Raw genomic sequence first — 26,534 nt, forward strand, 5'->3', positions numbered from 1 at the left:
ACAAAAAAAGCATATTCGGAACAATCTACGAAATGCAATCGACAACAATTATTACTTACACTTTAGGCTTCAAAGGTTTTATGCAAAAACCACCATGCCTAAAGGCGGAATCGTTATTTCAACGGAATTATCTAAGCCGTGCCAAGAAACGTTACTGACTTTTAGTGTCTTATTTTTCATGCCAGACCCGCCATATTTTTTATCGTCTGTATTAAATATTTCTTTTAGGGAACCAGATTTTGTGACTCCCATTCGATATTTTTTTCTTGGAACAGGGGTAAAATTACAGGCTACTATAATTTCTTTTTCAGGATCGTGTCCTTTTCTAATATAGGTAAGAACAGAATTTTCATGATCTCCGTAATCTATCCACTGAAATCCTTCCTGACTAAATTGTTTTTCATAAAGAGCAGGGTAGGATTGATAAAGTTTATTTAAATCCTTTACCAATTGTTGGATTCCGGAATGATACTCATATTGCAACAAGTGCCAGTCCAAACTCTTCTGAAAATTCCACTCTGCCGTCTGCCCAAATTCGCCACCCATAAAAATTAAATTTGTCCCTGGATGGGTGTACATATAGCCAAACAACAATCTCAGGTTAGCAAATTGTTGCCATTCGTCCCCTGGCATTCTATACAACAAGGATTTTTTTCCATAAACCACTTCATCATGGGAGAAAGGGAGCATAAAATTTTCGGAAAAGGCATATGTCGCACTAAAGGTCAAATCGTTCTGATGATGTTTTCTATAGACCGCTTCCTTCTTAAAATATTCCAGGGTATCGTGCATCCATCCCATCATCCATTTCATACCAAATCCTAGTCCACCCATGTGCACTGGTTTAGTCACCATTGGGAAAGAGGTAGATTCTTCTGCAATCATTTGAATTCCTTCAAAATTGGCATATAAGGTTTCGTTAAGTTCCCTCAAGAACGAAATAGCGTCTAAATTTTCGTTGTTTCCATAGATATTTGGCTCCCACTCCCCATCTTCTCTGGAATAGTCTAAATACAACATGGAAGCCACGGCATCGACTCGTAAGGCATCGACATGGTATTGATCTAACCAATACATGGCATTGCTGATCAAAAACGCCCGTACTTCGTTTCTGCCATAATTAAAGATTAAACTCTTCCAATCTGGATGGTATCCTTTTCTACGATCTGGGTGCTCAAAAAGGTGAGAACCATCAAAGAACCCTAATCCATGGGCATCCTCAGGGAAATGGGAAGGCACCCAATCCAGAATGACCCCTATATCATTTTGGTGCATTTTATCAATCAAGAGCTTTAAGTCTTCTGGCGACCCAAATCTAGAGGTGGGCGCAAAATATCCGGTAAGTTGATACCCCCAAGACGGGTCGTAGGGATATTCCATAATAGGCATAAACTCTACATGGGTAAAGTTCATTTCTTTTACGTAGGCCACCAACTCATCGGCAAACTCCGTATAGGTTAAAAATTCATTATCTCCCTTTCGCTTCCAAGAACCTAGGTGAACCTCATAGACAGCGAAAGGCTTGTCCAAGGCATTTTTATCTTTCCTTGTAGCCATCCAAGTCTTGTCTTTCCATTGGTGAGTAGTTTCGGAGACAATAGAGGCCGTTTTTGGCGGATGTTCACAACTTTTAGCAAAAGGGTCTGCCTTTTCAGTTACAACACCATGATTATTAGAGTGGATAAGATATTTATACAAGGTTCCCACCCCTAGCTCGGGAACAAAGCCTTCCCAAATACCACTGCCATCCCAACGGACATGCAAGTGATGTTCAGCCTCGTTCCAATGGTTAAAATCGCCAATAACAGCGACCGACCTTGCTGACGGTGCCCAAACCGCAAAATAAGTACCTTTAACTCCATTTACCTCAAGAGGGTGAGACCCTAATTTTTCATATAGTTTGAAGTGCTTTCCTGACTTAAAAAGATTAATATCAAATTCAGAAAATATACTATGGGGTATTACTTTAGTCATGGTTATGTTATTTACTACAATATTAAACAACTTTGATTAATTATCAGGCTTAAGCGCTTTTACTTTTTACAACAAACAGTAGTTTTAAGCCGTTAATTAAAAAGTGGAACGCTTTTTGAAATAATTATACCAACAATTATTCTTCAACCCTTAAAAATACTCATTATGAAAAAAATCACTCTACTACTCGGCGCGTTTATATCCTTATTCATTATTTCTTGCGAAGGTCCGGCAGGCCCTCCCGGTTTTGATGGATTGGACGGAGAAGATGGGCAAGACGCCATCCAAGCACAAGTTTTTGAAGTAGATAATATTGACTTTGGTTATGATCCTGGGAACAACCTGTATTCTTATCTTATTACCTTTTCTGACTTTACCAGCTTTGAAGTCTTTGAATCCAATGCTGTTTTGGTTTATAGGTACGATGGCACTATTGAGTTCCAAGATAACACTAGCGCAGATGCCTGGAGCCTTATACCTCAGAATTTCTTTTTACCGGGTGGCACCATACAATATAGCAATGCCCATACTTATAAAGATGTAGAAATTTTTATCGATGGAAATTTTAATCTATCTAACTTGAATCCTGACTTTACTGACAACCAGTTGTTCCGGATTGTTATTCTGCCAAGTGAATTTGCGGCAGCCAAAATGGACAAATCCAATATAAATGCGGTCATGAAAACCATAGGGGTTAAGAATGAGGACGTACCGCGTTTTAAAGCGCAATAAACAAACAATATTCAACTAATTCTTTACACCCCTATTGCTCTGGAGCTATAGGGGTTTATTTTTGAACCGAACCTTTTGATCGTAAATTACGTACTTTATTTAAAGTCGCAACAAGAAAATAAAAGATGGCAGATCGAATCTCCATAAAATCTAAAATCATGAACAAATTAATACCAATCATTTGTATTTTATTCATAGGATGCAAAGGAAATTCTCAGGAAAAAGAAAATGTAAAGCCAAACACTGCCACTAAGACTACTCAGTATAAGGTAACAAAAACAGAAGCAGAATGGCGCAAACAGCTCACTGATATTCAGTTTTATGTACTGCGGAAGGCGGGCACCGAAAAAGCCGGAACGAGCGAATTACTACACAATAAAGAAAAAGGCGTCTATGTTTGCGCTGGTTGTGGCACGCATCTCTTTAAAAGCGAACACAAATACGATTCGGGAACTGGGTGGCCTAGTTTTGACAGGGAAATCAAAGGCAATGTTGCCTTTGAGGTGGACAATAAGTTAGGAATAATAAGAACCGAAGAACACTGTGCCGTATGTGGCGGACATTTAGGCCATGTTTTTAACGACGGCCCAAGAAAAACAACAGGAAAACGGCATTGTATTAATGGTGCTGCCTTAAAATTTGTACCCGAAAACTAACTATCTATTCCCGAGACGCAATTTAGCATATAAATTATCTTACAAATATTAATTAGAGAAAACCCTCGCCTCTACTTGGCGCTATAAAAGCATTCTTTGGGCATTTACTTCCCTTTGGGGTCGAAAAAAGCTTCTTAGTGAGGAGCGCAGCCGAGTCATCCTGCGCTCCTTTTTTAATTCCAATTAAATTAAAACAGCATCAATCGGAATTCAGTATGGTTTTGTAACTTTGCGACTTCATAATTTAAGACATCAAAAAAAAATATATAAATGAGCAATTTCGATATCATTGTACTAGGTAGTGGCCCAGGTGGCTACGTAACAGCAATTAGAGCTTCTCAATTGGGATTTAAAACCGCAATTATAGAAAAAGAGAACCTTGGAGGCGTATGTTTAAATTGGGGGTGTATACCTACAAAGGCACTATTGAAATCGGCTCAAGTTTTCGAATATTTACAACATGCCAACGATTACGGCCTAAAGGCAGACAACGTAGACAAGGACTTTGATGCGGTAGTAAAACGTAGCCGTAACGTTGCCGATGGCATGAGTAAAGGGGTTCAGTTTTTGATGAAAAAGAATAAAATCGAAGTCATCAATGGATATGGAACCTTAAAACCAGGTAAAAAAGTTAGCGTAAAAAGTGCCGATGGTAAGGTTACCGAATATTCGGCCAACAATATCATCATTGCTACTGGAGCGCGCAGTAGAGAATTGCCTAGTTTGCCACAAGATGGAAAAAAGATCATAGGGTACAGACAGGCCATGACCTTGGAAAACCAACCTAAGAAGATGATTGTAGTAGGTAGTGGCGCCATTGGTATTGAATTCGCCTACTTCTATAATGCTATGGGTACGGAAGTAACCGTAGTAGAGTTTTTACCAAATGTAGTTCCTGTTGAGGATGAAGAAATCTCCAAACAACTAGAGCGTAGCCTTAAGAAAACAGGGATCAAAATCATGACTTCTGCCGAGGTTACGAAGGTAGATACTTCAGGAGAAGGTGTTGTCGCCACCGTTAAAACTGCCAAAGGTGAAATTACCTTAGAAGCCGATATTGTTTTATCTGCAGTTGGAATTAAGACAAACATAGAAAACATCGGCTTAGAAGATGTTGGTATAGCTACCGATAGAGACAAGATTTTAGTGAACGATTACTACCAAACAAACATCCCTGGATATTATGCCATTGGCGATGTTACTCCAGGACAAGCCTTGGCCCACGTTGCTTCTGCAGAAGGAATACTTTGTGTTGAAAAATTAGCGGATATGCACGTAGAGCCTTTAGATTACGGCAATATCCCAGGTTGTACCTACTGCTCTCCAGAGATTGCTTCTGTTGGACTTACCGAAAAACAAGCTATAGAAAAAGGATACGAGATAAAAGTTGGAAAATTCCCGTTCTCTGCCAGTGGTAAAGCAAGTGCTTCTGGTGCAAAAGACGGATTTGTAAAGGTTATTTTCGATGCTAAATACGGTGAATGGTTAGGATGCCATATGATTGGTGCCGGGGTTACCGATATGATTGCCGAGGCTGTTGTAGCCCGTAAATTGGAAACTACCGGACACGAGATCTTGAAGGCAGTTCACCCGCACCCAACGATGAGTGAAGCGGTTATGGAAGCCGTAGCCGATGCTTACGGAGAAGTTATTCACCTATAAAATTAAGTAAGGCTTGCGCTTGTTTATAAATACAAAGCGCAAGCCTTTATTATATTCTTTAAACCGCTTACCGATGTTGAAAATTTTTAGAATTACCGCCATCTTAGAAGGCATCTCTTATTTAATGCTTTTTGGACTTGGAATGCCTTTAAAATATTTGGCCCAAATGCCAGAACCCAATATATTTATTGGGTATGCCCATGGTTTTTTATTCATTGCCTATGTAGTATTGGCAGTCTTATTGACGACGGAAAAGAAATGGGGATTTAAAACATTTACCATCCTATTTATTGCCTCCCTATTACCGTTTGGGACTTTCTATATAGATAAAAAGTATTTAAAACCAACTGCGGTAGCACAATAATTATTATATAGGCAAAAGGTCACAGTACCAAAACGAGTTATCCCAAGAAGTATCCTTGGCAAAACAATCGTCATCATCTCCCGATGGATGATAGGTTCTAAGGACCTTTTCCCCTATTTCAAAAGTGACGGGGGTCTTAAAGATAGGCCCATCGAACACAAAGGTGTGGAATTCCCCGTTCTCTCCGGCTATATCTACATTCGCAGGCAAATCGTTTATAAAACTTTCATCAACGAGCCGCCCACAAAAGGAGCTGTCTAAATATTTGGCATTTACACAAACAGTAATCGCCTTAAAACCGGCTTTTAAAAATTCTGACATTAAGGTTTTAGTATCTTGTTTCCAAAGTGGAAAAACAGCTTTCACCCCAAATTCTACTAATTTCTGTTCTCGATAAGCCCGTAGATCTTCTAAATAAATATCGCCAAAAAAACCATATTGGTACCCATCGGATTTGAGTTCCGAGAGTAATTCGTTCATTTTAAACTCGTAGGCCTTCATGCTAATATTTCCTTGAAGCCCTACTTGTAATAACGGAAATCCTATTGATGCTGCCTGCTTTTCTAGTAAGATGGTTTTTAAACCGTGCATGGATACCCGATCAAAATCAGTATTTACAGTTGTTACTAGTTTTGAAATTGTATAGGCATCGTCTTGAAGGGCCCTATATAATGCCAAACAAGAATCCTTACCGCTGCTCCAATTAAAATAGGCCTTTTTCATTACGATAGACTATGAATGGCCAAATCGTAACTTTTTAATCCAAAGCCTAAAATAACTCCTTTGGCAACCGGTGAAATATAAGATACATGTCTAAACTCTTCACGTCCAAAAGTATTGCTGATATGCACTTCCACCACCGGAGTCTCTATGCCTTTAACGGCATCGCCAATTCCTATAGAAGTATGCGTGTATGCCCCTGCATTGAGAACAATGCCATCATAGCCTTCAAAACCGCATTCATGCAATTTGTTGATAATTTCACCTTCTATATTAGACTGATAGTACTCTAATTGTAGGCTTGTGAATTTAAATTGCAAGGAAGCAAAATACTCTTCAAAAGTAGTTTTTCCATAAACTTCGGGCTCCCTTTTCCCCAATAGGTTTAGATTGGGACCGTTAATAATTATAATCTTCATGCGATAAAAGTAAGAAAATGTATTCCATAAAAAAAGAGGACCAAAAAGTATTCCTTAGTCCTCTTCCTTGTTAGAGAAAACAAGATTTCTCTTATCTTTCTTGTCATGATGAATTATTCTATTTAATCATATAACTCTCAATCTGTTAATTCGTCCCTGCTATTTGTCACCGAGTTGTTCGGACTTAAACTATAAGGACCATATTTTACATTATAGGGTAAATAAAACCCCTAAATTAATAGTAGACCAAGACCCTCCATCTAGACTAACACCGGAATACGAAAAATTTAATTCAGTTTTCTCCCCTACATTATAACCTATTATGGGGCGGTAATAAAATCCACCATCATTAAATTCATTAATACCGACAGCATAACCCAGATCTGCACCTAATGATAATTCTTCAGTGACCATGACCCTTCCGGATGCCGCAATTGGTAAAAACTGTACATCCTCCGCATCTATCGCAATGGAACTTCCACCATCATTAAAAGTCATTTCTTTTCCAAAAGTGTTGGTAAAGCCAGTAGCAACACCTAAGCCAAAGCTATCGGAAACTCCCCAATGATATACTACATCCAGGCCAAGATTAAAACTAGAAAAGTCTGCGGCATCACCAACTGGTAAGCCAGCCAGGACCCCTATTTTAAACCCTTCTTGTGCATTAACACTGAATCCAAACAATGCCAACACTGCAATCAATAATACTTTTCTCATAATAAAATTTTAAATTGATTCATAGTTTAGACATAAACATATACCGAATAAGAATATTACTACAATTAATGTTGTTAAACTACATATATGTGTTGTAAACAACTAATTATTGTATCTCAACACACAATACACACAAAATCTATTTTATATTTAACCCATGAAATGGCATCAGGCAGTAAAAGATTACCAACATTATATGAAGATTGAGCGGGGACTCTCTTTAAATTCTATATCCAATTACACCTTGGACATAGAAAAACTAATTCAATTTTTAGAACGCCAAAAACTTTCGGAGTCACCGCTAGACATTACACCAGCTACCATTCAACAGTTTATTTACAAGGTATCTTTAACTTTAAATCCGCGGTCACAATCTAGAGTAATTTCTGGATTAAAGAGTTTTTTTAATTATCTAGTATTCGAGGATTATCGCAAGGACAGCCCTATGGATTTAATAGAATCGCCCAAGGTTGGCCGCAAACTACCAGACACCTTATCCAAGGAAGAAATTGATGCCTTAATTAAGGCCATTGACCTTTCTAAGCAGGAAGGCGAGCGTAACATGGCCATATTGGAAACTCTTTATGGATGTGGATTAAGGGTTTCCGAGCTAATAGATTTAAAAATATCGGACCTTTATTTTGAAGAAGATTTTATCAAGGTCACCGGAAAAGGGAAAAAGCAGCGGTTTGTACCCATTAGCGAAATCAACAAAAAATATATCAACCTTTATAGGGAAAATACTCGTTTAGATTTAAATATACAGAAAGGCCATGAAGATATTTTATTTTTAAACCGAAGGGGAAAGCAGCTTACCAGAGCCATGATATTTACTATTGTAAAACGATTGGCGGTAGTCATTGGCTTAAAGAAAACCATTTGCCCTCATACCTTTAGACATTCCTTTGCAACCCATTTATTACAAAATGGAGCAGATTTAAGGGCGATCCAACAAATGCTGGGCCATGAAAGCATTACGACTACAGAAATATATATGCATTTAAACCGGAAGGATTTAACGAAGGTTATGGAATATTACCACCCTAGGAACAATTATTAAACCCTCAGACGCCCTTACACTGCCATAAGGACTAGGGAAGGCCCCCTAGTCCTTAAACATTTTATAATCTTTGTTAAAGGGCCTTATAATAAGTCGAGCTTCCCTATCGAAGCGCACATAGTTATACACCCAATTTACAAAAACCACCATTCGGTTTCTAAATCCTATAAGGAAAAAGAGGTGTACAAACATCCACACAAACCAAGCAAATACACCTTGAAATTTAAAATTTCCCAGGTCTACCACCGCCTTGTTCCTTCCTACCGTTGCCATACTTCCCTTATCCTTGTATCTAAAAGGTTTTAACGGCCTGTCCTCCACTAAGGCTACTAGGTTTTCTCCCAGTTGTTTTCCCTGTTGCATGGCGGGCTGTGCCATCATTGGGTGTCCGTTGGGAGCTTCTTTGGTTTGCATACAGGCGACATCACCAACGGCAAAAATATTATTATATCCTATTACTTGATTATAGTGATTTACGATCAATCTATTTCCGCCCGCCAATAACTCTTTAGCATCCAACCCTTTAATCCCTACCCCTTTCACTCCTGCCGCCCAAACAAGGGTAGCCGTTTCAAAGCGTTCCCCGATATCGGTAGTGACGGTTTTACCATCGTACTCGGTTACTCTCATGTTTTTCCATATTTGAACACCCAATCCCTCCAAAAACCCCTCGGCCTTTTCCGAGGCTTGCACACTCATCTCCTTTAAAATACGATCCCCTGATTGTATAAGGTTTATTTGCACTCTTCTAGTATCTAAATCCGGATAATCCTTGGGTAAAATTCCTTTCTTTATTTCGGCCAAGGCCCCCGCCAATTCTACTCCGGTAGGTCCAACTCCTACAATGACAAAATTCATTAAGGCATCCCTTTCATGGTATTGATCGGTTAAAAGTGCCTGTTCAAAATTTTCTAGGATAAGACTCCTTAGGTTTAAGGACTGAGGAATAGATTTCATGGCCATACTATTGGTCTCAATCTCCGTATTTCCGTAATAATTAGTTTCCGCTCCAGTAGCCATCACCAAATAATCGTAGGCAATGTTTCCTATATTGGTCAACACCAACTGCTCTTCGGTCCTTATTTCTTCGACCTTGGCCAAGCGGAAGAAAAAATTAGGAAAGTCTTTTAATATCTTCCGAATAGGGTATGCTATTGAGTCAGGCTCTAGTCCACCTGTAGACACTTGATACAACAAAGGTTGAAAGGCATGGTAGTTATGTTTGTCTATCAGTACCACTTGCACTTCTTTCTTACTCAGTTTTTTGGCTAGCGCTATTCCGGCAAAACCACCACCAATAATTACTATTCTGGGAAAACTAGACTGTGGAATATTCATATATAAGGATTGTTCTACTAAAATAAACATTCAGTCGACACCAACGAAAAAGAATATTTCTTTATATTAATAGATAGAGACCCAAGGCTTTATACAAGGCTTCTCTACAGTTTTCCTAAAACAAACCAAGGTACCGTCCGAAGACAGAGTGATCTAACAAAAAGTAATATGTATAATTTTCTATAAAACCCAATCCTTTTCTGTAACAAAACCATTACATTGACTACTAATCAGAAAATCTCTATAAAAACCGACTTGACCAAAGATTTAGAACATCAATTTGTTACCGAATTAGAGCGGCATCAGAACATTGTTCATAAGGTATGTACTTTATATACCAATGACCGAGATTCTCATAATGATCTTTTTCAAGAAATCACCATTCAATTATGGAAGGCCTATCCCAAATTTAGAGGCGACTCTAAATTTAGTACTTGGATGTACCGAGTGTCCCTAAATACGGCGATAACACTTTATAGAAAATCTAAGAGGAGTGTCCAGACCCAAGATTATGAATCGGTTATTTTTAAAATTACGGCAGACCAATATGATGATGCACAAGAACAACAATTAAAGCTACTTTACAATGCTCTAAAGCAATTGGGAGATATAGACAAGGCTTTAGTTTTTCTGTATTTGGAGGACAAAAACTATTCGGAAATAGCCGAAACTTTAGGAATTACCGAAGTAAATGCCCGTGTAAAAATGAATAGAATTAAAAATAAATTAAGAACAATTCTTAATCCTTAAGAAACCATGGATGAGCTGGAATTATTAAAAAAGGATTGGCAAAAAAAAGGGGAGCAACTCCCCCAGTTAAGCTATAAGGAAATTTATCTGATGTTATGGAAGAGATCTTCCTCTATAGTTAAATGGATTTTTTACATCAGTATAATTGAATTTTTAGTACCGCACTTATTATATTTTTTACCTGTTATGTCTAAAAGTTTGGCGATCTGGAACGATTTGGGCTTAGGCAACTATTTGGTGTTTTCTTCTGTTCTGCAATACACCATAGTTCTCTTTTTCATTTTTCAATTCTACAAACGGTACAAGGAAATTTCTGTAATGGACAACGCAAAACAACTGATGAAGAATATTTTAAAAACAAGAAAGACGGTAAAGTACTATGTCATCTTTTGTCTTTCCCTTATTTTAATATCCTTTTTAGTAATGGCTGGGGGTATTTACTTAAATGAAGACCCATTGTCTGCTTTAGGAAACAGCTATGATATAGAACAGTTAAACCCCGAAAAGCTAAAGGTTACCTTATCACTATCTATAGTTATTATGGGCTTTGTAGTTACCCTAGTCATGGGATTTATCTACTTTTTACTCTACGGCATTCTATTAAAAAAGCTCCTTAAGAATTTTAAGGAGCTTCAAGATATCGATGTTTAGGCCCTAAACCTACGTTGTTTATTTTCTTCTTCCAGGGCCATTAAATCTGCCTTAGAAATCACCTTTAAAAAGGAAGGGTGTTGTTCTATGGCATATTCCAGCTTCTCTAAGATTGAATCAAAGGATTCATTATCATAGTCAATATCCAAGGGCTCCTTAATCACCATAGATTGTAAAATCCCTTTCTTTTTTATGCGAAGTCCTTTTTTGTCAAAAGAGCGTCTAAAACCATCAATTACAACAGGCACTACCACTGGTCTATACTTCTTTATAATATGGGAGGTTCCTTTTCTCAAGGGTTTCCATGGCGTAGTGGTTCCCTGAGGAAAGGTAATTACCCAACCGTCATTTAAAGCAGTACCAATATTGGTAATATCGCTCATTTTCACTTGACGCTTTACTTCCTTCCCTTCCGATCTCCACGTACGTTCTACACTTACAGATCCTGCATAGGCCATTATTTTTGTCAACAGACTTTTCTTCATGGTTTCGGCCGCTGCTACATAGTACATGTTTAGCTTGGGCTGCCATATATAGCCTAGATTTTTAAGAGAATCTTCCCTCCCACTTAAACTGGCATTAAATACGTGGAACATAGCCACTACGTCGGCAAAATAAGTTTGGTGGTTACTGACGAACAACACATTTTCTGAAGGCAGGTTTCTAAGTATATCCGACCCTTCAATCTCTAAGGTGTTAAACCCTCGGTATCTTTTATGTGTTAAAAGGGCAAGAATACGTATAAGCCATTTTTTAATAAACAAATTATGTCCGAAAGGGTTTTTCTTAAATAAGCCCATATATTTTTTTAGGTTTAAGGCCAAAATTACAAAATAAGTATCTTAGACACCGCTTGGAAATTTACAAAATGTTTTTATAAGCATAAGCTAGTATAATTTTAGCGTATTATAGGAACTTTACACAGTATACATTTCACTATTTATATTTTATAACACTTGTTTTAATAATTCTTTAATTTCGCTAAGCATCATGGCTGTTGCTCCCCAAACTGTATACCCCATAAAATTAAACGCGGGAACGGGAATATTTTGAGCATAAGAAGTAGTAATTCTCCTTTGCACCACCTTACTATCATCCATAAAATCCGTCACAGATACTTCTACCAAGGCAGCCACTTCCTCGGCCTGCAACAAAAAAGGCTGTTCTTTTCTATATAGGCCTAGGTAAGGTTGTACCTCAAAATTACTAGGAGGAATGTAAATTTCGGACAATGTTTTAATAACCTTGATTCGTTCTGGCACCGCCCCTACCTCTTCTTGAGTTTCCCTTAATGCCGTTGCCAACAAATTAGCATCGCCTTTTTCTAATTTACCCCCAGGAAGGGCTATTTGGGCGCTATGTACACCCTTATAGGTGTTTCTAAGAATAAGCAAAAGATTGGCCTCGTTCTTTAAGCTGGGATAAAACAAGGCCATAACTGCAGCCTGTTTAGGGTTTTTCTTTATGAGAGCTTCAGATTCTAATTCCCTAATTCTCATTAAAGGGGTCATTTTATAATGCGAAGCCCTTCCAGGAAGCGGTAGATTTTCTATTTTTGAAATTCTATCTGAAAAGTCATCAAAATTCACGCCGTTATTTTTTTTGTAATTTTCAGCAAATTAAGTAAAAACAAGCAACCAAGGGCTCGAAACTATTATATAACGCCAAAAACTTGGCTGCAAATAAAAGGAAGATCTGGAATATCTGCTTCCTTACAAATTATTAATTTAACTTACATGACACTGACACGAATTGCCCTTTCATTATTTTTCTTTAGCGTCTTGCTTATAAGCTGTAAGGAGTCACCGGCTAAAAAAACAACAAATATTACCGAGACCAGGGTTGAACCCGACACCTTAAGTAAACCCGACGCCCTGCCTACCCCTGAGGTCGAGGAAGAAGAACCTTTTAAACTTACCGAGGAAAATGCGATCGATTTTTTCTTTAATTACAGCAAAACCTTGAAGGAAGACAAGGTGAAGTTAACGACTAGTTTTGGATCTATAGTTATACAATTATTCGACAATGTTCCCTATCATAAGGCTAATTTCATATACCTTACCGAACAGGGATATTTTAACAATACTTATTTTCACAGGGTGGTAAAAAACTTCATCATCCAAGGGGGCAATGCCGACAATTTGGAAACAGCCAAAAAAAGAGGACAAATAGGACGTTACCTTTTACCTCCCGATGCCAAAAAAGGACATAAACACCATAGGGGCATCGTATCAATGCCTAGCAGTGAAGTTAACAATCCACATAAACTTGCCTCTCCTTACGAGTTTTTTATCGTGGTTACCAAACCCGGCTCCTACCATCTCGATGGGAGTTATACTCCTTTTGGCAAAGTAATAGAAGGTATGGACGTGGTAGATAAAATAAACCAACAACCCGTCGACAATGGGGATTGGCCCTCAAAAAACATCTATATCTTAAAGGCAGAAGTTATAAAATAATCTAGCTAACATCCCTTAGAAAGGACAATCACTTTACTTTTTCTTAGAGGCTCGATAAATATTAGGTAGCGCAATCTTAAATTTTACTGCCAGCAACCGTATGCCGATTACTATTGAAATGGCGACGATATTCGCATACGTAACCTCTATCGGTAGTTGCAAAATCAAAAAGTAACTAAACCCACCAATAATACAGGCTGTTGCGTAAATTTCTCTTCTAAAGATAACTGGAATTTCGTTGCAAAGGATATCCCTAGTAACCCCACCAAAACAAGCGGTCATGGTTCCCAAGGCTACACACATCACTGGCACCAGTCCAACATTCAACCCTTTTTCTATCCCTACCAAGGTATAGAGGCCTATACCTATGGTATCGAACAAAAACAGTGAGGTTCTTACATATTTTAATTTATCCCTAAACATAACAGCGAAAACTACAGTCACCGAAATAACTATAATATAAACCATCTCTTTCAACCAAAATACGGGGGTAGCTCCTAACAACACATCTCTTAGTGTACCGCCACCCACTGAAGTGACGAATGCAATGATAAAAACTCCAAAAGGATCGAGTTTTTTTTCCATGGCTACCAAAACCCCAGAAATAGAAAAGGCTATAATTCCTAATACATCAATAATAAAGTAAAACATAGGTTATAGCTTTTGAGTGAAATAATTATAATCTTTTAAAACAGTATCTATATAGGGGGTGTCGTATAAATCGGAATTCGTATTCAAAATACTTTCTACTTTGTTCCTTAAGATATTCAGCGTTTTATGATCGCCACTTTTTTTCGCAATATAAAGGGTTTCTTTTATTATTCTAACATCTTTATCGGATAGTACGGTAACATTTGTAAACTGTGGGACATAGGTTTCTTCTATTTCTTCCAAGATTGTATGGGAAACCTTCGTGTTGTTTTTAGTACTAATCACTACTGTTCCGGCCGCAGCATCACCCAAGCGTTGTTTTTTGTCGGAAAACAAAATAGTCAACAAACCCACAGACCCAAAAAACAACCAAATATCGACTAACCTCAACATCCAACGAACCAATAAATTAGACCAATGAACCGGGGTTCCATCTAAGCTTACCACTCGCATTTTTAAGAACATCTTTCCTATGGTCCGGCCATTAAACAAACTATGCATTACCACACTATAGAACATGGCGGGTAAAAAAATCAAGCTCACCAAACCAATTTGGGTCCAATCATCTTCAAAAACATATCCTATACCCTTTCCGATAAATTGCACCAACACAGCATACAGATAAAGCACAAAACCATCTATTAAAAAAGCGATAATGCGTTCACCAACCCCAACAATTTTATAATCCAGGTGAACATTTTGTGTGGTATTGATTTGAAGGTTGGACATATTAGTGCTATTTTTATTTTTTAAAGGACAATCCCACTATGCGTGAAGCTGCTTTTGTAAAGCAAAATAAGGAAAAATGGATAGCATTTGAAAAGGCTATTCACTTTAATACCAAAATTGATCCAGACCAACTGGCCAGCGGCTACATCCAACTTACCAATGACCTAGCCTACGCACAGACCTATTTCCCAGAAAGCAAGACGCTATTATATTTAAATTCCTTGGCCTCGCAAGCCCATCAAAAAATTTATAAAAACAAAAAAGAAAGTCGTCATAGAATTCTGGATTTTTGGACAACGGAATTTCCCTTATTTTTTAGGCACTATCATAAAACATTAGGGGTCGCCTTTTTAATTTTTGCTGTGGCTACCGCGATTGGCAGTTTATCGGTTTTGAATGATGATAGTTTTGTCAGGTTAATTTTGGGTGATGCCTATGTTAATGAGACCTTAAACAATATTGCCAAAGGCGATCCCACGGCAATTTATAAGGGAGGGAGTGAAATCGGTTCTTTTTTAGGAATCACCATCAACAATATCAGAGTAGCCTTCCTTGCCTATTCTTTTGGGGTCATAACCAGTCTTGGTACCGCCTATATTCTATTTAGCAATGGTGTCATGTTGGGATCCTTTATTACTTTTTTCTATACCCAAGATGTTTTTTTTCAAGCAAATAAGCAAATATGGTTACACGGAACCATCGAAATCTCGGTCATTATCATAGCGGGTTGTGCCGGCCTTATTATGGGAAATAGCATTTTATTCCCAAAAACCTATTCTAGGCGAATTTCCTTTATGAAAGGTGCCAAGGACGGACTAAAAGTAGTGGTCAGCACCATTCCTTTTTTTATCATAGCAGGGTTTATTGAAGGTTTTATTACCCGATACTCTAATATGCCTTCTTGGTTGGCATTTTTAATCATAGGCAGCTCCCTAGCATTTATTATTTTTTATTACATTTTATATCCAATTCTATTAAAGCAAAAACATGACCAAAGACCAGCCTAAGAAGTTTATAGAACTAAGAATAGATCGTGATTTTGGAGAAATCATCTCGCTCTATTTCGAGTTTTTTAAGCAAAATATCAAAAAATTCACCAATATCTTTTTAAGCTATAACGGTATTTTTTTAATAGGCCTATTACTAGTGAGCTACCTTTTGGTCTCGGGGGTTATTGGTATTATTACTTCCAGCGATAATTCCCTTCTATCGTCGTTTAGCAATAACGAAAGCGCATATTCGCTTTATTTTATCATTGGCGGCCTGTTGTTTTTTGTCATCTTTATAATGGTAGCCGTTTTAAATTATAGCTTAAGCACGGCCTATATGATCAAATATGAACAACAACAAGGGCAAGATTTTAAAAAAGGAGAGGTTTGGGATACCGTAAAAAACAACCTAGGAAAAATTATCTCCTTTATTTTGATATTGATGTTGCTCTTTTTTGGGTTTATGATTCTAATCATATTTTTAACCTTCATCCCCATTCTAGGCATGTTTCTTCAATATATCGCCCAATACTTTTTAATGGCATGGGTTGGGGTTTCCTTTTTTGTGATGCTCAAAGAAGGTAAAGGTGTCCTGGATGCCCTTGGAGAAGGGTATAATTTGATTACCCAAAACTTCTGGAAGGCAATTGGTGTAAATTTTATCCTTGGCTTGCTCATTACCATTTTATTTATGATCATCCTTATGATTCCTAGTGTAGTAGTAGGGGCGTACACCTTCCATGTGATTCAAAATGAAGTAGCCCTTAGTTCCCTTGTCCCTACCATACTCTACACCTTGGGAACCTGTTTCTTTTTAATCATTACTGTTTATGTACAATGTCTGTCACAATTTGTGAATGGATTGCTTTATTTCTCTTTACACGAAAAAACTTATAATATAAATACCAGAAACAAAATAGACCAAATAGGAAACCAAGAATAGTGACAAAATATATATACGCCTTTTTTTGTTTTTGCAGTTATTTCTTTGGGTATTCCCAGCAGAACACGGACACTATTACCTTGGCAGAAGATCTTCATTCTCCCATTCAAATCCGGTCTTTTGGTGATGAGTTCAGCGAAAAATATTCAGGAAATGCCTTTGAATACGATAGGAAGAGTGGAGTTTCCGAAAATTTCTTATCAAGGGTACTACATTGGATTAGCGCTAAAATGGAGGATTTTTTTGATATTACACTCCCTGCCAATGTACTCATCTTATTAGAAACCATAATTTACTTACTTCTAGGACTATTGGCCATTTATTTGGTCATTAGGTTTCTGATTAGGGAAAACATAAGATCTCTATTTATCAAAAAAACAAGGCCGATAATAGACCTTAAGCTCTCCGAGGAAGAATTGGAAAATTTAGACTTGGATCTGTTAATACAAAAGGCAGTTGCTCAGAAAAACTATCGACTCGCCATCCGTTACCATCATTTGAAGTCTCTAAAAAACCTATCTCAAAAAGAGGTTATAGCGTGGCATGCCGACAAAACAAACCTAGAGTACCAACAAGAAATTAAAAGTTCCCAATTACTATTGATCTTTAAGGAGGTATCCTATCTCTACGATTATATCTGGTATGGAGAACAGCAGATAGATGCCATTGCTTATAGGGCTGCTAGTCTTAAATTTATGACTTTTAATAAAATTGTAAACAACCGTGGATAGGCGTTCTAAAATAATAATCGGTATTTTTATAGGGGTACTCCTGGCGATTATCGCTACAGAAGTAAGCCGTCCTAGACCTATTGATTGGAAACCCTCCTATTCTGCCACGGACAAAATACCTTTTGGCGGCTATGTGCTTTTTAAGGAATTACCACAATTATTCCCCAACGAATCGGTCGCCCTTGTCGATGAAAGCATCTATCCGATATTACGGAAAAGGGACATATCAACAAGGTCCAATTACATCGCCATCAACGATGTAGTGGTGTTCGACAAGCAAGAAGCAAAACAGTTGTTACAATATGTTCATGACGGAAACGACGTGTTTATAGCGGCCACAAGTTTTGACTCCTACTTGTCGGATACACTGAAAATAAAGGTAAAAACGTCTTATTCCGTTCTAGAAGACACGGTAATATTGAGCCATACCAACACCGCCTTTCCCACTAAAAAACATTTGTATTCTAAAGGCCTAAACCATACTTACTTTACAACTGTGGACAGTTTAAAAACTAGTATCCTGGGCCATATAGAACCAATGAAAAAACCCGCTTCCTTACTAGATGATGTTTCGAACGGTTTAAAAACAAAACGCCCAAATTTTATTAGGGTACAATATGGCCAGGGCTACTTTTACCTCTGCACTACCCCCCAGGCATTTACCAATTATTATATGCTAAGGGGAAATAAAGATTATGTTTCCTATAGCCTCTCTTACTTAAAAAACAACCCTATATATTGGGACAATTATAAAAAAGCAGGCCGTAAAACCATAGACTCTCCCTTGCGGTTTGTCCTGAGCAAACCTGAACTAAAATGGGGATATTATACCAGTATAATGGGTATACTGTTGTTTGTTCTTTTTAAGGCCAAGCGAGAACAACGTATTATTCCGGTAATAAAACCATTAGCAAACTCCTCTATAGAATTCGCAAAAACGATCGGCTCCCTATATTTTGAACACAAAGATTACAGCGACCTGATCGCCAAGAAAATCAATTACTTTTTAGCATATCTCCGCACCCATTATTACATTAATACGGACGACCTATCTGATAAAACTGTCAAAGAATTATCGGCAAAATCGGGCATATCCCTAGTAGAAACCAAGGAGATCGTAGAGTTTTTAAGGCATATAAAACTCAAAACTAGGCATAGCGAAGAAGACCTAATTGCTTTGCATAAAAAAATAAGCACTTTTAAGAAATAACCTATGGAAGAAGCACAACAGCAACAAGATAAAAATTCACTAGAATTTAAAAGCAGAATAGATCTCAGTCATTTACAAGCCTCGGTAGCAAGGATAAAATCGGAATTAGGAAAGGTTATCATCGGACAGCAAGACATGATCGAATTCTTGATTATTTCTATCCTTGCCAATGGTCACTCCTTAATTGAAGGGGTGCCGGGCGTAGCAAAAACCGAAACGGCAAAACTGTTGGCAAAAACCATGGATATAGCCTTTAGCCGCATACAATTTACGCCAGATTTAATGCCCAGTGATATTTTGGGCACTTCTATTTTTAATGTAAAGACTTCGGAGTTCGAGTTTAAAAAGGGCCCTTTGTTTTCCAATATCATTTTAATCGATGAAATAAACCGCGCCCCGGCAAAGACCCAAGCAGCGCTCTTCGAGGCTATGGCCGAACGGCAAATTACCATTGATAATAACGCCTATACCATGAAATTGCCTTTTCTAGTTTTTGCTACCCAAAATCCTATTGAACAAGAAGGCACCTATCGTTTACCGGAGGCACAATTAGACCGTTTCTTATTTAAAATAAGGGTCAACTACCCTTCCCTGGAGGAAGAAATCCAAATCTTGGAAAGCAAGCATCATCAAAAGAACAAGCATTGCGGAAGCCTTATTTCGGCAATTCTCTCGGCCGAAGCAATTGAAAAATACCAAAACACCATACAGGAGATTGTTCTAGAGAGCAATTTAATGCGGTATATCGCAGGGATTGTCAACAATACCAGAATTAATGCCAACTTATATTTAGGAGCTTCCCCTAGAGCTTCTATAGCCATTATGGACGCTTCAAAAGCGATGGCCGCCATCAACGGACGCGATTTTGTAACGCCAGATGATATAAAAAGGGTGGCAGTCCCCATTCTTGGGCATCGCATTTTGTTGACCCCAGAACGAGAAATGGAAGGCTTTACTACGGACAAGGTGGTACAACAAATTTTAGAAACCATAGAAGTCCCTAGATAGTCCTCGCAGTAACAGTAAATATAAAGTTTTCCGCCATACATCGGCAAAGAACCGTTTCCCTTTACGCTGCCTTAATTATACAATTTATGAACAACCAACAATACTATTGCCATAAGAATGAAACAGCTCTTTAAAAACCTCTATTTAGAAGGTCGATTTTTTTTGGTATTGACTGGCCTTGTCCTTGGCTTTTTGATCTCCTATTTGATTCCGGATGTTTTTGGGGCTATAAAGTTATTGTGCTATTTATTTTTAGTATTCCTACTTACTGATATACTGTTACTTTTTGGCTCCAAAGGAGGTATAGATGCCAGCCGAATAGTACCCGAAAAACTGTCTAACGGTGATGAAAACCAAATTAGAATATCACTTTCCAATTCATTTCTTTTTACGTCTGAAATAAAGGTCTTGGATGAAATTCCCCATCAGTTCCAAAAACGTGATTTTAAGATAAATACAAGCCTTAAAAAGGGCGAACACAAAATATTCACCTACTCTCTACGTCCTACGGAAAGAGGTGTTTACGCCTTCGGATTCCTTAATGTCTTTGCGAAATCTCCTATTGGATTAGTTTCCAAAAAACATTCTTTTAACAAAGAACAACAGCTAGCTGTTTACCCCTCTTTTTTACAATTGCGCAAATATGGATTATTGGCATTTTCGAACCGACTTTTTGAACACGGCACAAAAAAAATAAGACGTATAGGCCATACGATGGAATTTGAACATATCAAAGATTACGTCCAGGGCGATGACATACGAAACATCAATTGGAAAGCGACTGCCAAAAAAGGTCAGTTGATGGTAAACCAATATCAGGACGAAAAGTCACAGCCAATCTATTCGGTTATCGACAAAGGTCGGATTATGAAGATGCCTTTTAACGGGCTGAGCTTATTGGACTACGCCATAAACGCCACCTTAGTCATCTCCAATATTGCCTTAAAAAAGCAAGATAAAGCCGGTATGTTTGCCTTTAGCAATACCATAGAAAATGTAGTGGTGGCCGAAAGACGCAGTTCGCAAATGAATCTTATTCTAGAGACCTTGTACAATTTAAAAACCAACTTTATCGAAAGCGATTACGGTAGACTATACGCCCAAATAAAGCGACGTCTTGCTCACCGAAGCTTATTACTTCTATATACCAATTTTGAAACCTTGGACGCCCTTCAAAGACAGCTCCCTTATTTACAAGCGATTGCAAAACAACATTTATTGGTGGTTATTTTTTTCGAAAACTCGGCCCTGACAACCTTTATGAATGAAAAAGCACATACTACCCATCAAATATTTGAAAAAACAATCGCGGAAAAATTTGTTTATGAAAAGAAATTAATCGTAAACGAACTTCGGAAACACGGGATACAAACCATTCTTACCAAACCCGAAAACCTGACGATCGATACGATTAACAAGTATCTGGAAATAAAAGCAAGAGGAGTACTCTAAAAGCAACCTATCCTCTTAAGCGTGAAGCAAGTAGCCTAAAGAGAAGAGCACCTAAAGTATATTGCTTGCAATGGACATCATAAAAAGGAAAAACACTCACAACCAACTACTATACTGGGGTAAGAAGGTTGTTTTAGTTTTGGATACCTATAATTTTCATACATTTATCAGTGAAGATCCTAGCATATTAAACCACCCTCTTATGGACAACAATTATATAAAAATATTTTCTGGGAATTTCCTTATTTCGAATAGGATTAAAGCAGAGCTCATGGAAATTGTCATCACACCCGTAATAAAAGACGAGTCGGAATCAGGACGGCTGGCCGGATTTGTATCTCCAATGCAGGGAGATCTAGAAATTTATGTCCAGCTTTCGGAAAAAAAATAGCCAAGATCATTGTCCAAAAAATACCAGCCACTATAGATTTTTAATAAAACCTATGACCAAAAAACCAACTTCACAACCACCAGAATTCTGGCTTAGGGGCTCCATTGACGGGATTCCAACGTTATTACAACCAGCAGCCCATGCTTTATTGCAATCTAGAGAAGAACTCGGCAAATACACCACAGATTTCCCGAACAAATTACTTTGGGAAAAACCTGCCGGTTGTGCCTCTGTAGGTTTTCATATACAGCATATAACCGGGGTCGTGGATCGGATGCTTAGCTACGCACAAGAGAAATCGCTCTCCGAACAACAATTTCAGTATTTAAGACAAGAAGGCGATCCAAACCCCAAAATAACCATTGCCGATCTGGTAAGCAATTTTGATCAAAAGGTAGAAGAAGCGCTTTTATTTTTCGGACAACTGCCAGAGTCGGAGCTTATCCTGCCCCGAACCGTCGGTCGTAAAAAATTGCCTTCCACGGTACTCGGTCTTCTATTTCACGCCGCAGAACACAGTCAACGCCATATTGGTCAATTACTGGTTACCGTTCGTGTATTCCAATCGATATAGATTTGTACAGAAATCACCTCATCACTAGGAACCACAAGGACATTAAAGCATTGGAACCTTCTTTTTTGCCGATGTAAACTCTGTCATCATATCCTCTACAATTCTTGCTGCGGGTTTAATATTGTGGATTAAAGCGGCTACCTGACCAATCTCCAGTTCCCCCTCTTCCATATCCCCTTCAAACATTCCTTTTTTGGCACGAGCACGCCCCAATAAAGTCTTTAGTTCTTCCACAGAAGGCCCTTTCGCATAGAGTTGTTGAATATCTTGATAAAATTTATTTTTCAAAAGTCTTACAGGCGCCAATTCCTTTAGCGTCAACTGAGTATCCCCTTCCCCTGCCTCCACTACTTTTTGTTTAAATGAGGGATGGGACGAAGCTTCCTCACTGGCAACAAACCTACTTCCTACCTGTACCCCATCGGCACCAAGCACCATGGCGGCCAACATGGCAGCCCCGGTAGCAATGCCCCCTGCGGCAATTAAAGGAATAGAAATCTTTTCTTTGACGGCAGGAATAAGGGTCATGGTCGTTGTTTCGTCCCTTCCGTTATGCCCACCAGCCTCAAAACCTTCAGCCACAATCGCATCTACCCCCGCTTCCTGGGCCTTTTGGGCAAACTTGACACTGCTTACCACATGCACCACGGTAATGCCTTTTTCTTTTAAATAAGAAGTCCAAGTCTTCGGGTTTCCAGCCGATGTAAAAACAATTTTAACCCCTAAGGCTACAATAATTTCCATCAATTTATCAATATCCGGATATAACATGGGGATATTGACCCCAAATGGCCTGTCGGTGGCTTTTTGACATTTTAGAATATGCTCTCGCAGCACCTCTGGATACATAGAGCCGGCCCCGATAATACCTAATCCTCCCGCATTGGATACTGCAGAGGCCAATCGCCAGCCACTTGCCCAAACCATACCTGCCTGTACTATGGGATACTGAATTCCGAAAAGTTTTGTAATCCTATTTTCCATCTGTTCTTGCTAAATTTAAGCCTTGACCTGAATTTTTATGGATTCCAAGATACGGTTTCCTAGTTTGGATTACAACCACTAACAAACACATTCCTACCCTAAAAAGCAGTAGTTTTAAAGTATGGAGAGACGTAATATTAGTAAGATCAGCAAGTTTTTTTAGCGTAACAACAAGGACAGGGCTTTTCTATATTTGATGGCCTATGTTTTGGGCGTTCCCTCCTTCGTCGGGCGGGCACTTGGCTATATCCCTTGCGTTGCTGCGGGGATGCCGCCGCGGTCCCTAACGCAAAAAAACAGCCCATTTATAACAGGTCTAGGAATAGGAACTATTCTCTTACCTCCTTATAAACGGGCTGTTTCAATAAATTTATGTTTTTTTGGCAGCAGTTTTTATATTCTTCCTGTGCCAAATGCTAGCCACATTTTTACACAGCTAAAATGGAACAAACACCATCAGTTTGGCAGATTATATCTCGAATTTATGAGATTACTCCAGAGCCTATGAGTTCATCTTTTATGTACCAAGCCACAAATTGACCTTCGGTAATAGCCGATTGTTTTTCTTCAAAATCCACATACAATCCACCATTCACCTTATATAGGGTGGCTTTTTGCAACGGCTGTCGGTATCGAATCCTAGCCATAACTTCCATGGTCTCATCTATATCCAACGCCAAATCCTTACGTACCCAATGCAGTTCATCATTTCCTACAAACAAAGTTCTGCGATACAGCCCTGGGTGACTTTTTCCTTGTCCCGTATAGATTACATTTTCGGCTACATCGGTTTCGATCACAAATAAGGGTTCTTTGGTACCTCCAACGTCCAAACCTTTTCGTTGACCTTTCGTAAAATAATGAGCTCCTTGGTGCTCGCCCACAACTTTTCCATCGCAAAGTTGATAGGTAGGTTTTTCAGCATAAAAGGCCAATTCCTCTTCCTTTCCAGCGAAAGAAGGAACGGTTTGGTGATACAGTTCGTTTAATGCCGGAACCTCTACAATAACTCCTTTTTTAGGCTTTAATTTTTGCTGTAAAAAATCGGGTAAACGAACCTTACCAATAAAACACAGCCCTTGAGAGTCTTTCTTATCGGCCGTGATCAAATCATTTTCAGCTGCGATTTTGCGCACCTCCGGCTTTAAAAGCTCCCCTACAGGAAACAATGTTTTAGCCAACTGCTCTTGAGAAAGTTGACAAAGAAAATAAGATTGGTCCTTATTATCATCGGCTCCTGCCAATAACTGATACGTTTCAGAACCATCCTCATGAACAATAACACCCTTTCTGCAATAATGACCTGTCGCCACATAATCGGCTCCCAGTTCCAGGGCTATCTTCATAAAAACATCGAATTTTATTTCCCTATTACAAAGTACGTCCGGATTGGGAGTCCTCCCCTTTTCATACTCCTTAAACATATAATCTACAATACGTTCTTGATATTGTTCACTTAAATCTACGGTTTGAAAAGGAATTCCTAACTTTTCGGCTACTATCAGAGCATCATTACTATCTTCCAACCATGGACATTCATTGGAAATAGTCACGGAATCATCGTGCCAATTCTTCATAAAAAGCCCAATCACCTCATAGCCCTTTTGCTGCAAAAGATATGCAGTAACACTAGAATCTACACCCCCCGAAAGACCGACAACAACTTTTTTCATCTATTTATTCATAATATTTATATTGCCCTAACCCTTTACCGAAGCTATTTATAATTCCTTGATTTACATGATATCCAAGAAATTTATGGCTCTTACTGGCCCCCAGACATATTTATTTTATTGTAGCCATTACAATATGCAAAAATACAAAAATGGAATTTGAATACCCTAAAAAATATTTTATATACATTTTCTATACTCTTGTAGCTAGCAATCACTAGAACCTTCTTTCCTCTTCAACTAGTACAAGATTTGCAAAAAACATCCCCCACATATCTTCAAAACAACCATATAATGTTAATTTTTAATCAGTTACCTAATTTTTTTTCACAAATACCATCGTTGTTGTTTTAATTTTTATTAATTTTGTTTAATCTTCCCTCGATTATTTTAAACAAAACATATTATAAACCTTTAAAAACGATCTCATGAAAAATTTATTTGGATTACTCAAAGCTGTTTCCTTAATGCTCATGGCGTTACTAGTCTTCTCCTGCAACAATGACGACAACGGCGACACGGTGCCCCCGCAAACTAAAAACATTGTTCAAACAGCTCAGGGCGCGTCTTCACTAAACCTATTGGTGAAAGCTTTGCTAAAGGCAGATGAAAGCACTGCCAACGATTTAATCGCAACCTTAAGTGGCGAAGGTCCCTTTACCGTTTTTGCTCCTACCAATGAAGCTTTTGACGCTCTATTGGCGAGTTTAGACGATTATGACTCCCTGGAGGACTTTGATACCGATGAAAAAAAAGCCTTGTTGGCCGAAATCCTGACCTACCATGTTATAGCAGGAGCAGCGGCAGATTCATTTAGCCTCAGCAACGGGCAAGAGTTAACGACCGTACAGGGTGAAAAATTGACCGTAGGCATCAGTACTGACATTTTTATAGATGATGCAACGGATACAGATGCCAAAGTACTTTCTGCCGATATTGTTGCCAACAATGGTATTGTACATATTATAGATAAGGTTTTGGTACCACAAAGTGTATTGGATGCTCTAAACGAAGAAGAACCCACCAACAACCTAGTAGAAATTGTGGTAGCTACCGAAAGTCTATCCATCCTGGAAGCAGCGGTTATTAAAGCCGATTTGGTGACGACCTTAAGTGGTGACGGTCCTTTTACCGTTTTTGCCCCAACCGATGATGCCTTTGTGGCTTTATTGAATGTATTGGGTGATGATTACAATAGTTTGGATGATTTTGATACGGATGCCGAAATCATGTTATTAAAAGACATATTGCTATATCATGTACTTCCAATACAAGTATTGGCCGCAGATTTGGCGCCAGGGATGGTAGCTACCGCCTTTGCCAATAACAGTATTGAAGTGATCGCTTCCGGGGACAGCTTTGTAATCGGAGACGCCTCTGACACCGACGCTACTATTACTGCTACCGATATACTAGCTACTAACGGCGTAGCACATACCATTGACAAGGTATTATTACCACAATCGGCTATAGATTTTGTAGCCTCCTTAAACGCCAAGACCATTGTAGAGCTAGCCGTGGCCACGGATGATTTAAGTGTTTTGGTAGCGGCTTTGCAACAAGCCGATGCCGGTTTGGTTGAAACCTTGAGCGCGGAGGGCACCTATACTGTATTTGCGCCTACCAATGCCGCCTTTACGGCCTTGCTTGATGCCTTAGGGGACAACTATAACAGTTTGAGCGATTTTGACACTGAA

At 38.5% G+C, this 26,534-nt stretch carries 28 protein-coding genes; 17 read left to right on the forward strand and 11 right to left on the reverse strand.

Features of this window, described 5'->3' with window-relative positions; genetic code table 11:
- Positions 1–78: 78 nt before the first annotated feature.
- The gene (gene glgB / locus BUA16_RS01675; RefSeq protein WP_072762909.1) at positions 79–1,974 is read right to left on the reverse strand and encodes a 1,4-alpha-glucan branching protein GlgB; all 1,896 of its coding nucleotides are present in this window, start codon (positions 1,972–1,974) and stop codon (positions 79–81) included.
- A gap of 165 nt (positions 1,975–2,139) precedes the next feature.
- On the opposite strand from glgB, the gene BUA16_RS01680 reads away from it, so the two are divergent.
- The 4 genes from BUA16_RS01680 (at position 2,140) to BUA16_RS01695 (ending at position 5,388) form a co-directional block, all read left to right on the forward strand.
- Complete coding sequence (locus BUA16_RS01680; protein WP_072762910.1) at positions 2,140–2,706, forward strand: dihydrolipoamide dehydrogenase; 567 nt, start codon at positions 2,140–2,142, stop codon at positions 2,704–2,706.
- Between the two features lie 158 nt (positions 2,707–2,864).
- Positions 2,865–3,362 carry a peptide-methionine (R)-S-oxide reductase MsrB gene (msrB, locus tag BUA16_RS01685; protein WP_072763067.1) on the forward strand — a complete coding sequence of 166 codons (498 nt, stop codon included), beginning with the start codon at positions 2,865–2,867 and terminating at the stop codon, positions 3,360–3,362.
- Between the two features lie 270 nt (positions 3,363–3,632).
- Complete coding sequence (gene lpdA, locus BUA16_RS01690) at positions 3,633–5,024, forward strand: dihydrolipoyl dehydrogenase (protein WP_072762911.1); 1,392 nt, start codon at positions 3,633–3,635, stop codon at positions 5,022–5,024.
- A 73-nt stretch (positions 5,025–5,097) separates the two neighbouring features.
- Positions 5,098–5,388 (forward strand): DUF3817 domain-containing protein, encoded by a 291-nt coding sequence (locus BUA16_RS01695; protein ID WP_072762912.1) that lies wholly within the window; start codon positions 5,098–5,100, stop codon positions 5,386–5,388.
- Between the two features lie 3 nt (positions 5,389–5,391).
- On the opposite strand, the gene BUA16_RS01700 is transcribed toward BUA16_RS01695, so the two are convergent.
- The 3 genes from BUA16_RS01700 to BUA16_RS01710 all read right to left on the reverse strand — a co-directional run bounded on the left by BUA16_RS01700 (position 5,392) and on the right by BUA16_RS01710 (position 7,244).
- Positions 5,392–6,111, reverse strand: a complete 720-nt coding sequence (locus tag BUA16_RS01700) for a Dph6-related ATP pyrophosphatase (protein WP_072762913.1) — start codon at positions 6,109–6,111, stop codon at positions 5,392–5,394.
- Positions 6,111–6,527 (reverse strand): type II 3-dehydroquinate dehydratase, encoded by a 417-nt coding sequence (gene aroQ, locus BUA16_RS01705; RefSeq protein WP_072762914.1) that lies wholly within the window; start codon positions 6,525–6,527, stop codon positions 6,111–6,113. The genes BUA16_RS01700 and aroQ overlap by 1 nt, the downstream gene beginning before the upstream one ends.
- Positions 6,528–6,737: 210 nt before the next feature.
- On the reverse strand, positions 6,738–7,244 hold the full coding sequence (locus BUA16_RS01710; RefSeq protein WP_072762915.1) for a hypothetical protein: 507 nt from the start codon (positions 7,242–7,244) through the stop codon (positions 6,738–6,740).
- Positions 7,245–7,401: 157 nt separating this feature from the next.
- Between BUA16_RS01710 and BUA16_RS01715 the strand changes: the two genes are divergently transcribed.
- Complete coding sequence (locus BUA16_RS01715) at positions 7,402–8,304, forward strand: site-specific tyrosine recombinase (RefSeq protein WP_072762916.1); 903 nt, start codon at positions 7,402–7,404, stop codon at positions 8,302–8,304.
- Positions 8,305–8,349: 45 nt separating this feature from the next.
- On the opposite strand, the gene BUA16_RS01720 is transcribed toward BUA16_RS01715, so the two are convergent.
- On the reverse strand, positions 8,350–9,642 hold the full coding sequence (locus BUA16_RS01720; RefSeq protein ID WP_072763068.1) for an NAD(P)/FAD-dependent oxidoreductase: 1,293 nt from the start codon (positions 9,640–9,642) through the stop codon (positions 8,350–8,352).
- Positions 9,643–9,897: 255 nt separating this feature from the next.
- Between BUA16_RS01720 and BUA16_RS01725 the strand changes: the two genes are divergently transcribed.
- Together BUA16_RS01725 and BUA16_RS01730 are read left to right on the forward strand one after the other, a co-directional pair.
- Complete coding sequence (locus BUA16_RS01725; RefSeq protein ID WP_072763069.1) at positions 9,898–10,392, forward strand: RNA polymerase sigma factor; 495 nt, start codon at positions 9,898–9,900, stop codon at positions 10,390–10,392.
- A gap of 186 nt (positions 10,393–10,578) precedes the next feature.
- On the forward strand, positions 10,579–11,043 hold the full coding sequence (locus BUA16_RS01730) for a hypothetical protein (protein WP_245795499.1): 465 nt from the start codon (positions 10,579–10,581) through the stop codon (positions 11,041–11,043).
- On the opposite strand, the gene BUA16_RS01735 is transcribed toward BUA16_RS01730, so the two are convergent.
- Together BUA16_RS01735 and BUA16_RS01740 are read right to left on the reverse strand one after the other, a co-directional pair.
- The gene (locus BUA16_RS01735; protein ID WP_072763070.1) at positions 11,040–11,843 is read right to left on the reverse strand and encodes a lysophospholipid acyltransferase family protein; all 804 of its coding nucleotides are present in this window, start codon (positions 11,841–11,843) and stop codon (positions 11,040–11,042) included. The two genes, BUA16_RS01730 and BUA16_RS01735, sit on opposite strands and share 4 nt — an antisense overlap.
- A 147-nt stretch (positions 11,844–11,990) precedes the next feature.
- Positions 11,991–12,632: an NUDIX hydrolase gene (locus BUA16_RS01740; RefSeq protein WP_072762918.1), complete on the reverse strand. Its 642-nt coding sequence runs from the start codon at positions 12,630–12,632 to the stop codon at positions 11,991–11,993.
- Positions 12,633–12,779: 147 nt separating this feature from the next.
- Here BUA16_RS01740 and BUA16_RS01745 point away from each other — a divergent pair, with 147 nt between their 5' ends.
- Entirely contained in the window at positions 12,780–13,502 is a 723-nt protein-coding gene (locus BUA16_RS01745) for a peptidylprolyl isomerase (protein ID WP_072762919.1), read from the forward strand.
- 33 nt (positions 13,503–13,535) lie between these two features.
- On the opposite strand, the gene BUA16_RS01750 is transcribed toward BUA16_RS01745, so the two are convergent.
- Both BUA16_RS01750 and BUA16_RS01755 read right to left on the reverse strand, forming a co-directional pair.
- Positions 13,536–14,153, reverse strand: coding sequence for a trimeric intracellular cation channel family protein (locus BUA16_RS01750; RefSeq protein ID WP_072762920.1), 618 nt, complete (start codon positions 14,151–14,153; stop codon positions 13,536–13,538).
- Positions 14,154–14,156: 3 nt separating this feature from the next.
- Entirely contained in the window at positions 14,157–14,882 is a 726-nt protein-coding gene (locus BUA16_RS01755; protein ID WP_072762921.1) for an RDD family protein, read from the reverse strand.
- A gap of 38 nt (positions 14,883–14,920) precedes the next feature.
- Here BUA16_RS01755 and BUA16_RS01760 point away from each other — a divergent pair, with 38 nt between their 5' ends.
- The 8 genes from BUA16_RS01760 to BUA16_RS01795 all read left to right on the forward strand — a co-directional run bounded on the left by BUA16_RS01760 (position 14,921) and on the right by BUA16_RS01795 (position 22,180).
- Complete coding sequence (locus BUA16_RS01760; RefSeq protein ID WP_072762922.1) at positions 14,921–15,889, forward strand: stage II sporulation protein M; 969 nt, start codon at positions 14,921–14,923, stop codon at positions 15,887–15,889.
- On the forward strand, positions 15,870–16,814 hold the full coding sequence (locus BUA16_RS01765) for a hypothetical protein (RefSeq protein WP_072762923.1): 945 nt from the start codon (positions 15,870–15,872) through the stop codon (positions 16,812–16,814). Before BUA16_RS01760 ends, BUA16_RS01765 begins: the two co-directional genes overlap by 20 nt.
- Positions 16,814–17,545, forward strand: coding sequence for a hypothetical protein (locus tag BUA16_RS01770; protein ID WP_143150431.1), 732 nt, complete (start codon positions 16,814–16,816; stop codon positions 17,543–17,545). The genes BUA16_RS01765 and BUA16_RS01770 overlap by 1 nt, the downstream gene beginning before the upstream one ends.
- On the forward strand, positions 17,538–18,755 hold the full coding sequence (locus BUA16_RS01775; protein ID WP_072762925.1) for a DUF4350 domain-containing protein: 1,218 nt from the start codon (positions 17,538–17,540) through the stop codon (positions 18,753–18,755). The genes BUA16_RS01770 and BUA16_RS01775 overlap by 8 nt, the downstream gene beginning before the upstream one ends.
- Before the next feature lie 3 nt (positions 18,756–18,758).
- The gene (locus BUA16_RS01780) at positions 18,759–19,763 is read left to right on the forward strand and encodes an AAA family ATPase (RefSeq protein ID WP_072762926.1); all 1,005 of its coding nucleotides are present in this window, start codon (positions 18,759–18,761) and stop codon (positions 19,761–19,763) included.
- A 117-nt stretch (positions 19,764–19,880) separates the two neighbouring features.
- Entirely contained in the window at positions 19,881–21,215 is a 1,335-nt protein-coding gene (locus BUA16_RS01785) for a DUF58 domain-containing protein (protein ID WP_072762927.1), read from the forward strand.
- A 70-nt stretch (positions 21,216–21,285) separates the two neighbouring features.
- The gene (locus BUA16_RS18900) at positions 21,286–21,606 is read left to right on the forward strand and encodes a hypothetical protein (RefSeq protein ID WP_245795500.1); all 321 of its coding nucleotides are present in this window, start codon (positions 21,286–21,288) and stop codon (positions 21,604–21,606) included.
- Positions 21,607–21,658: 52 nt separating this feature from the next.
- Positions 21,659–22,180 carry a DinB family protein gene (locus tag BUA16_RS01795; protein ID WP_072763072.1) on the forward strand — a complete coding sequence of 174 codons (522 nt, stop codon included), beginning with the start codon at positions 21,659–21,661 and terminating at the stop codon, positions 22,178–22,180.
- Between the two features lie 42 nt (positions 22,181–22,222).
- Here BUA16_RS01795 and BUA16_RS01800 read toward each other — a convergent pair whose 3' ends face one another.
- Both BUA16_RS01800 and mnmA read right to left on the reverse strand, forming a co-directional pair.
- Complete coding sequence (locus tag BUA16_RS01800; RefSeq protein WP_072762928.1) at positions 22,223–23,164, reverse strand: NAD(P)H-dependent flavin oxidoreductase; 942 nt, start codon at positions 23,162–23,164, stop codon at positions 22,223–22,225.
- Positions 23,165–23,646: 482 nt separating this feature from the next.
- A complete protein-coding gene (gene mnmA / locus BUA16_RS01805; RefSeq protein ID WP_072762929.1) occupies positions 23,647–24,837 on the reverse strand; it encodes a tRNA 2-thiouridine(34) synthase MnmA in 1,191 nt (396 codons plus the stop codon).
- Between the two features lie 428 nt (positions 24,838–25,265).
- On the opposite strand from mnmA, the gene BUA16_RS01810 reads away from it, so the two are divergent.
- Positions 25,266–26,534: fasciclin domain-containing protein (locus BUA16_RS01810; protein WP_143150436.1), on the forward strand; the 1,269-nt coding region annotated here is incomplete at its 3' end.

The organism is Arenibacter nanhaiticus, from assembly GCF_900141935.1.
Lineage (GTDB): Bacteria > Bacteroidota > Bacteroidia > Flavobacteriales > Flavobacteriaceae > Arenibacter > Arenibacter nanhaiticus.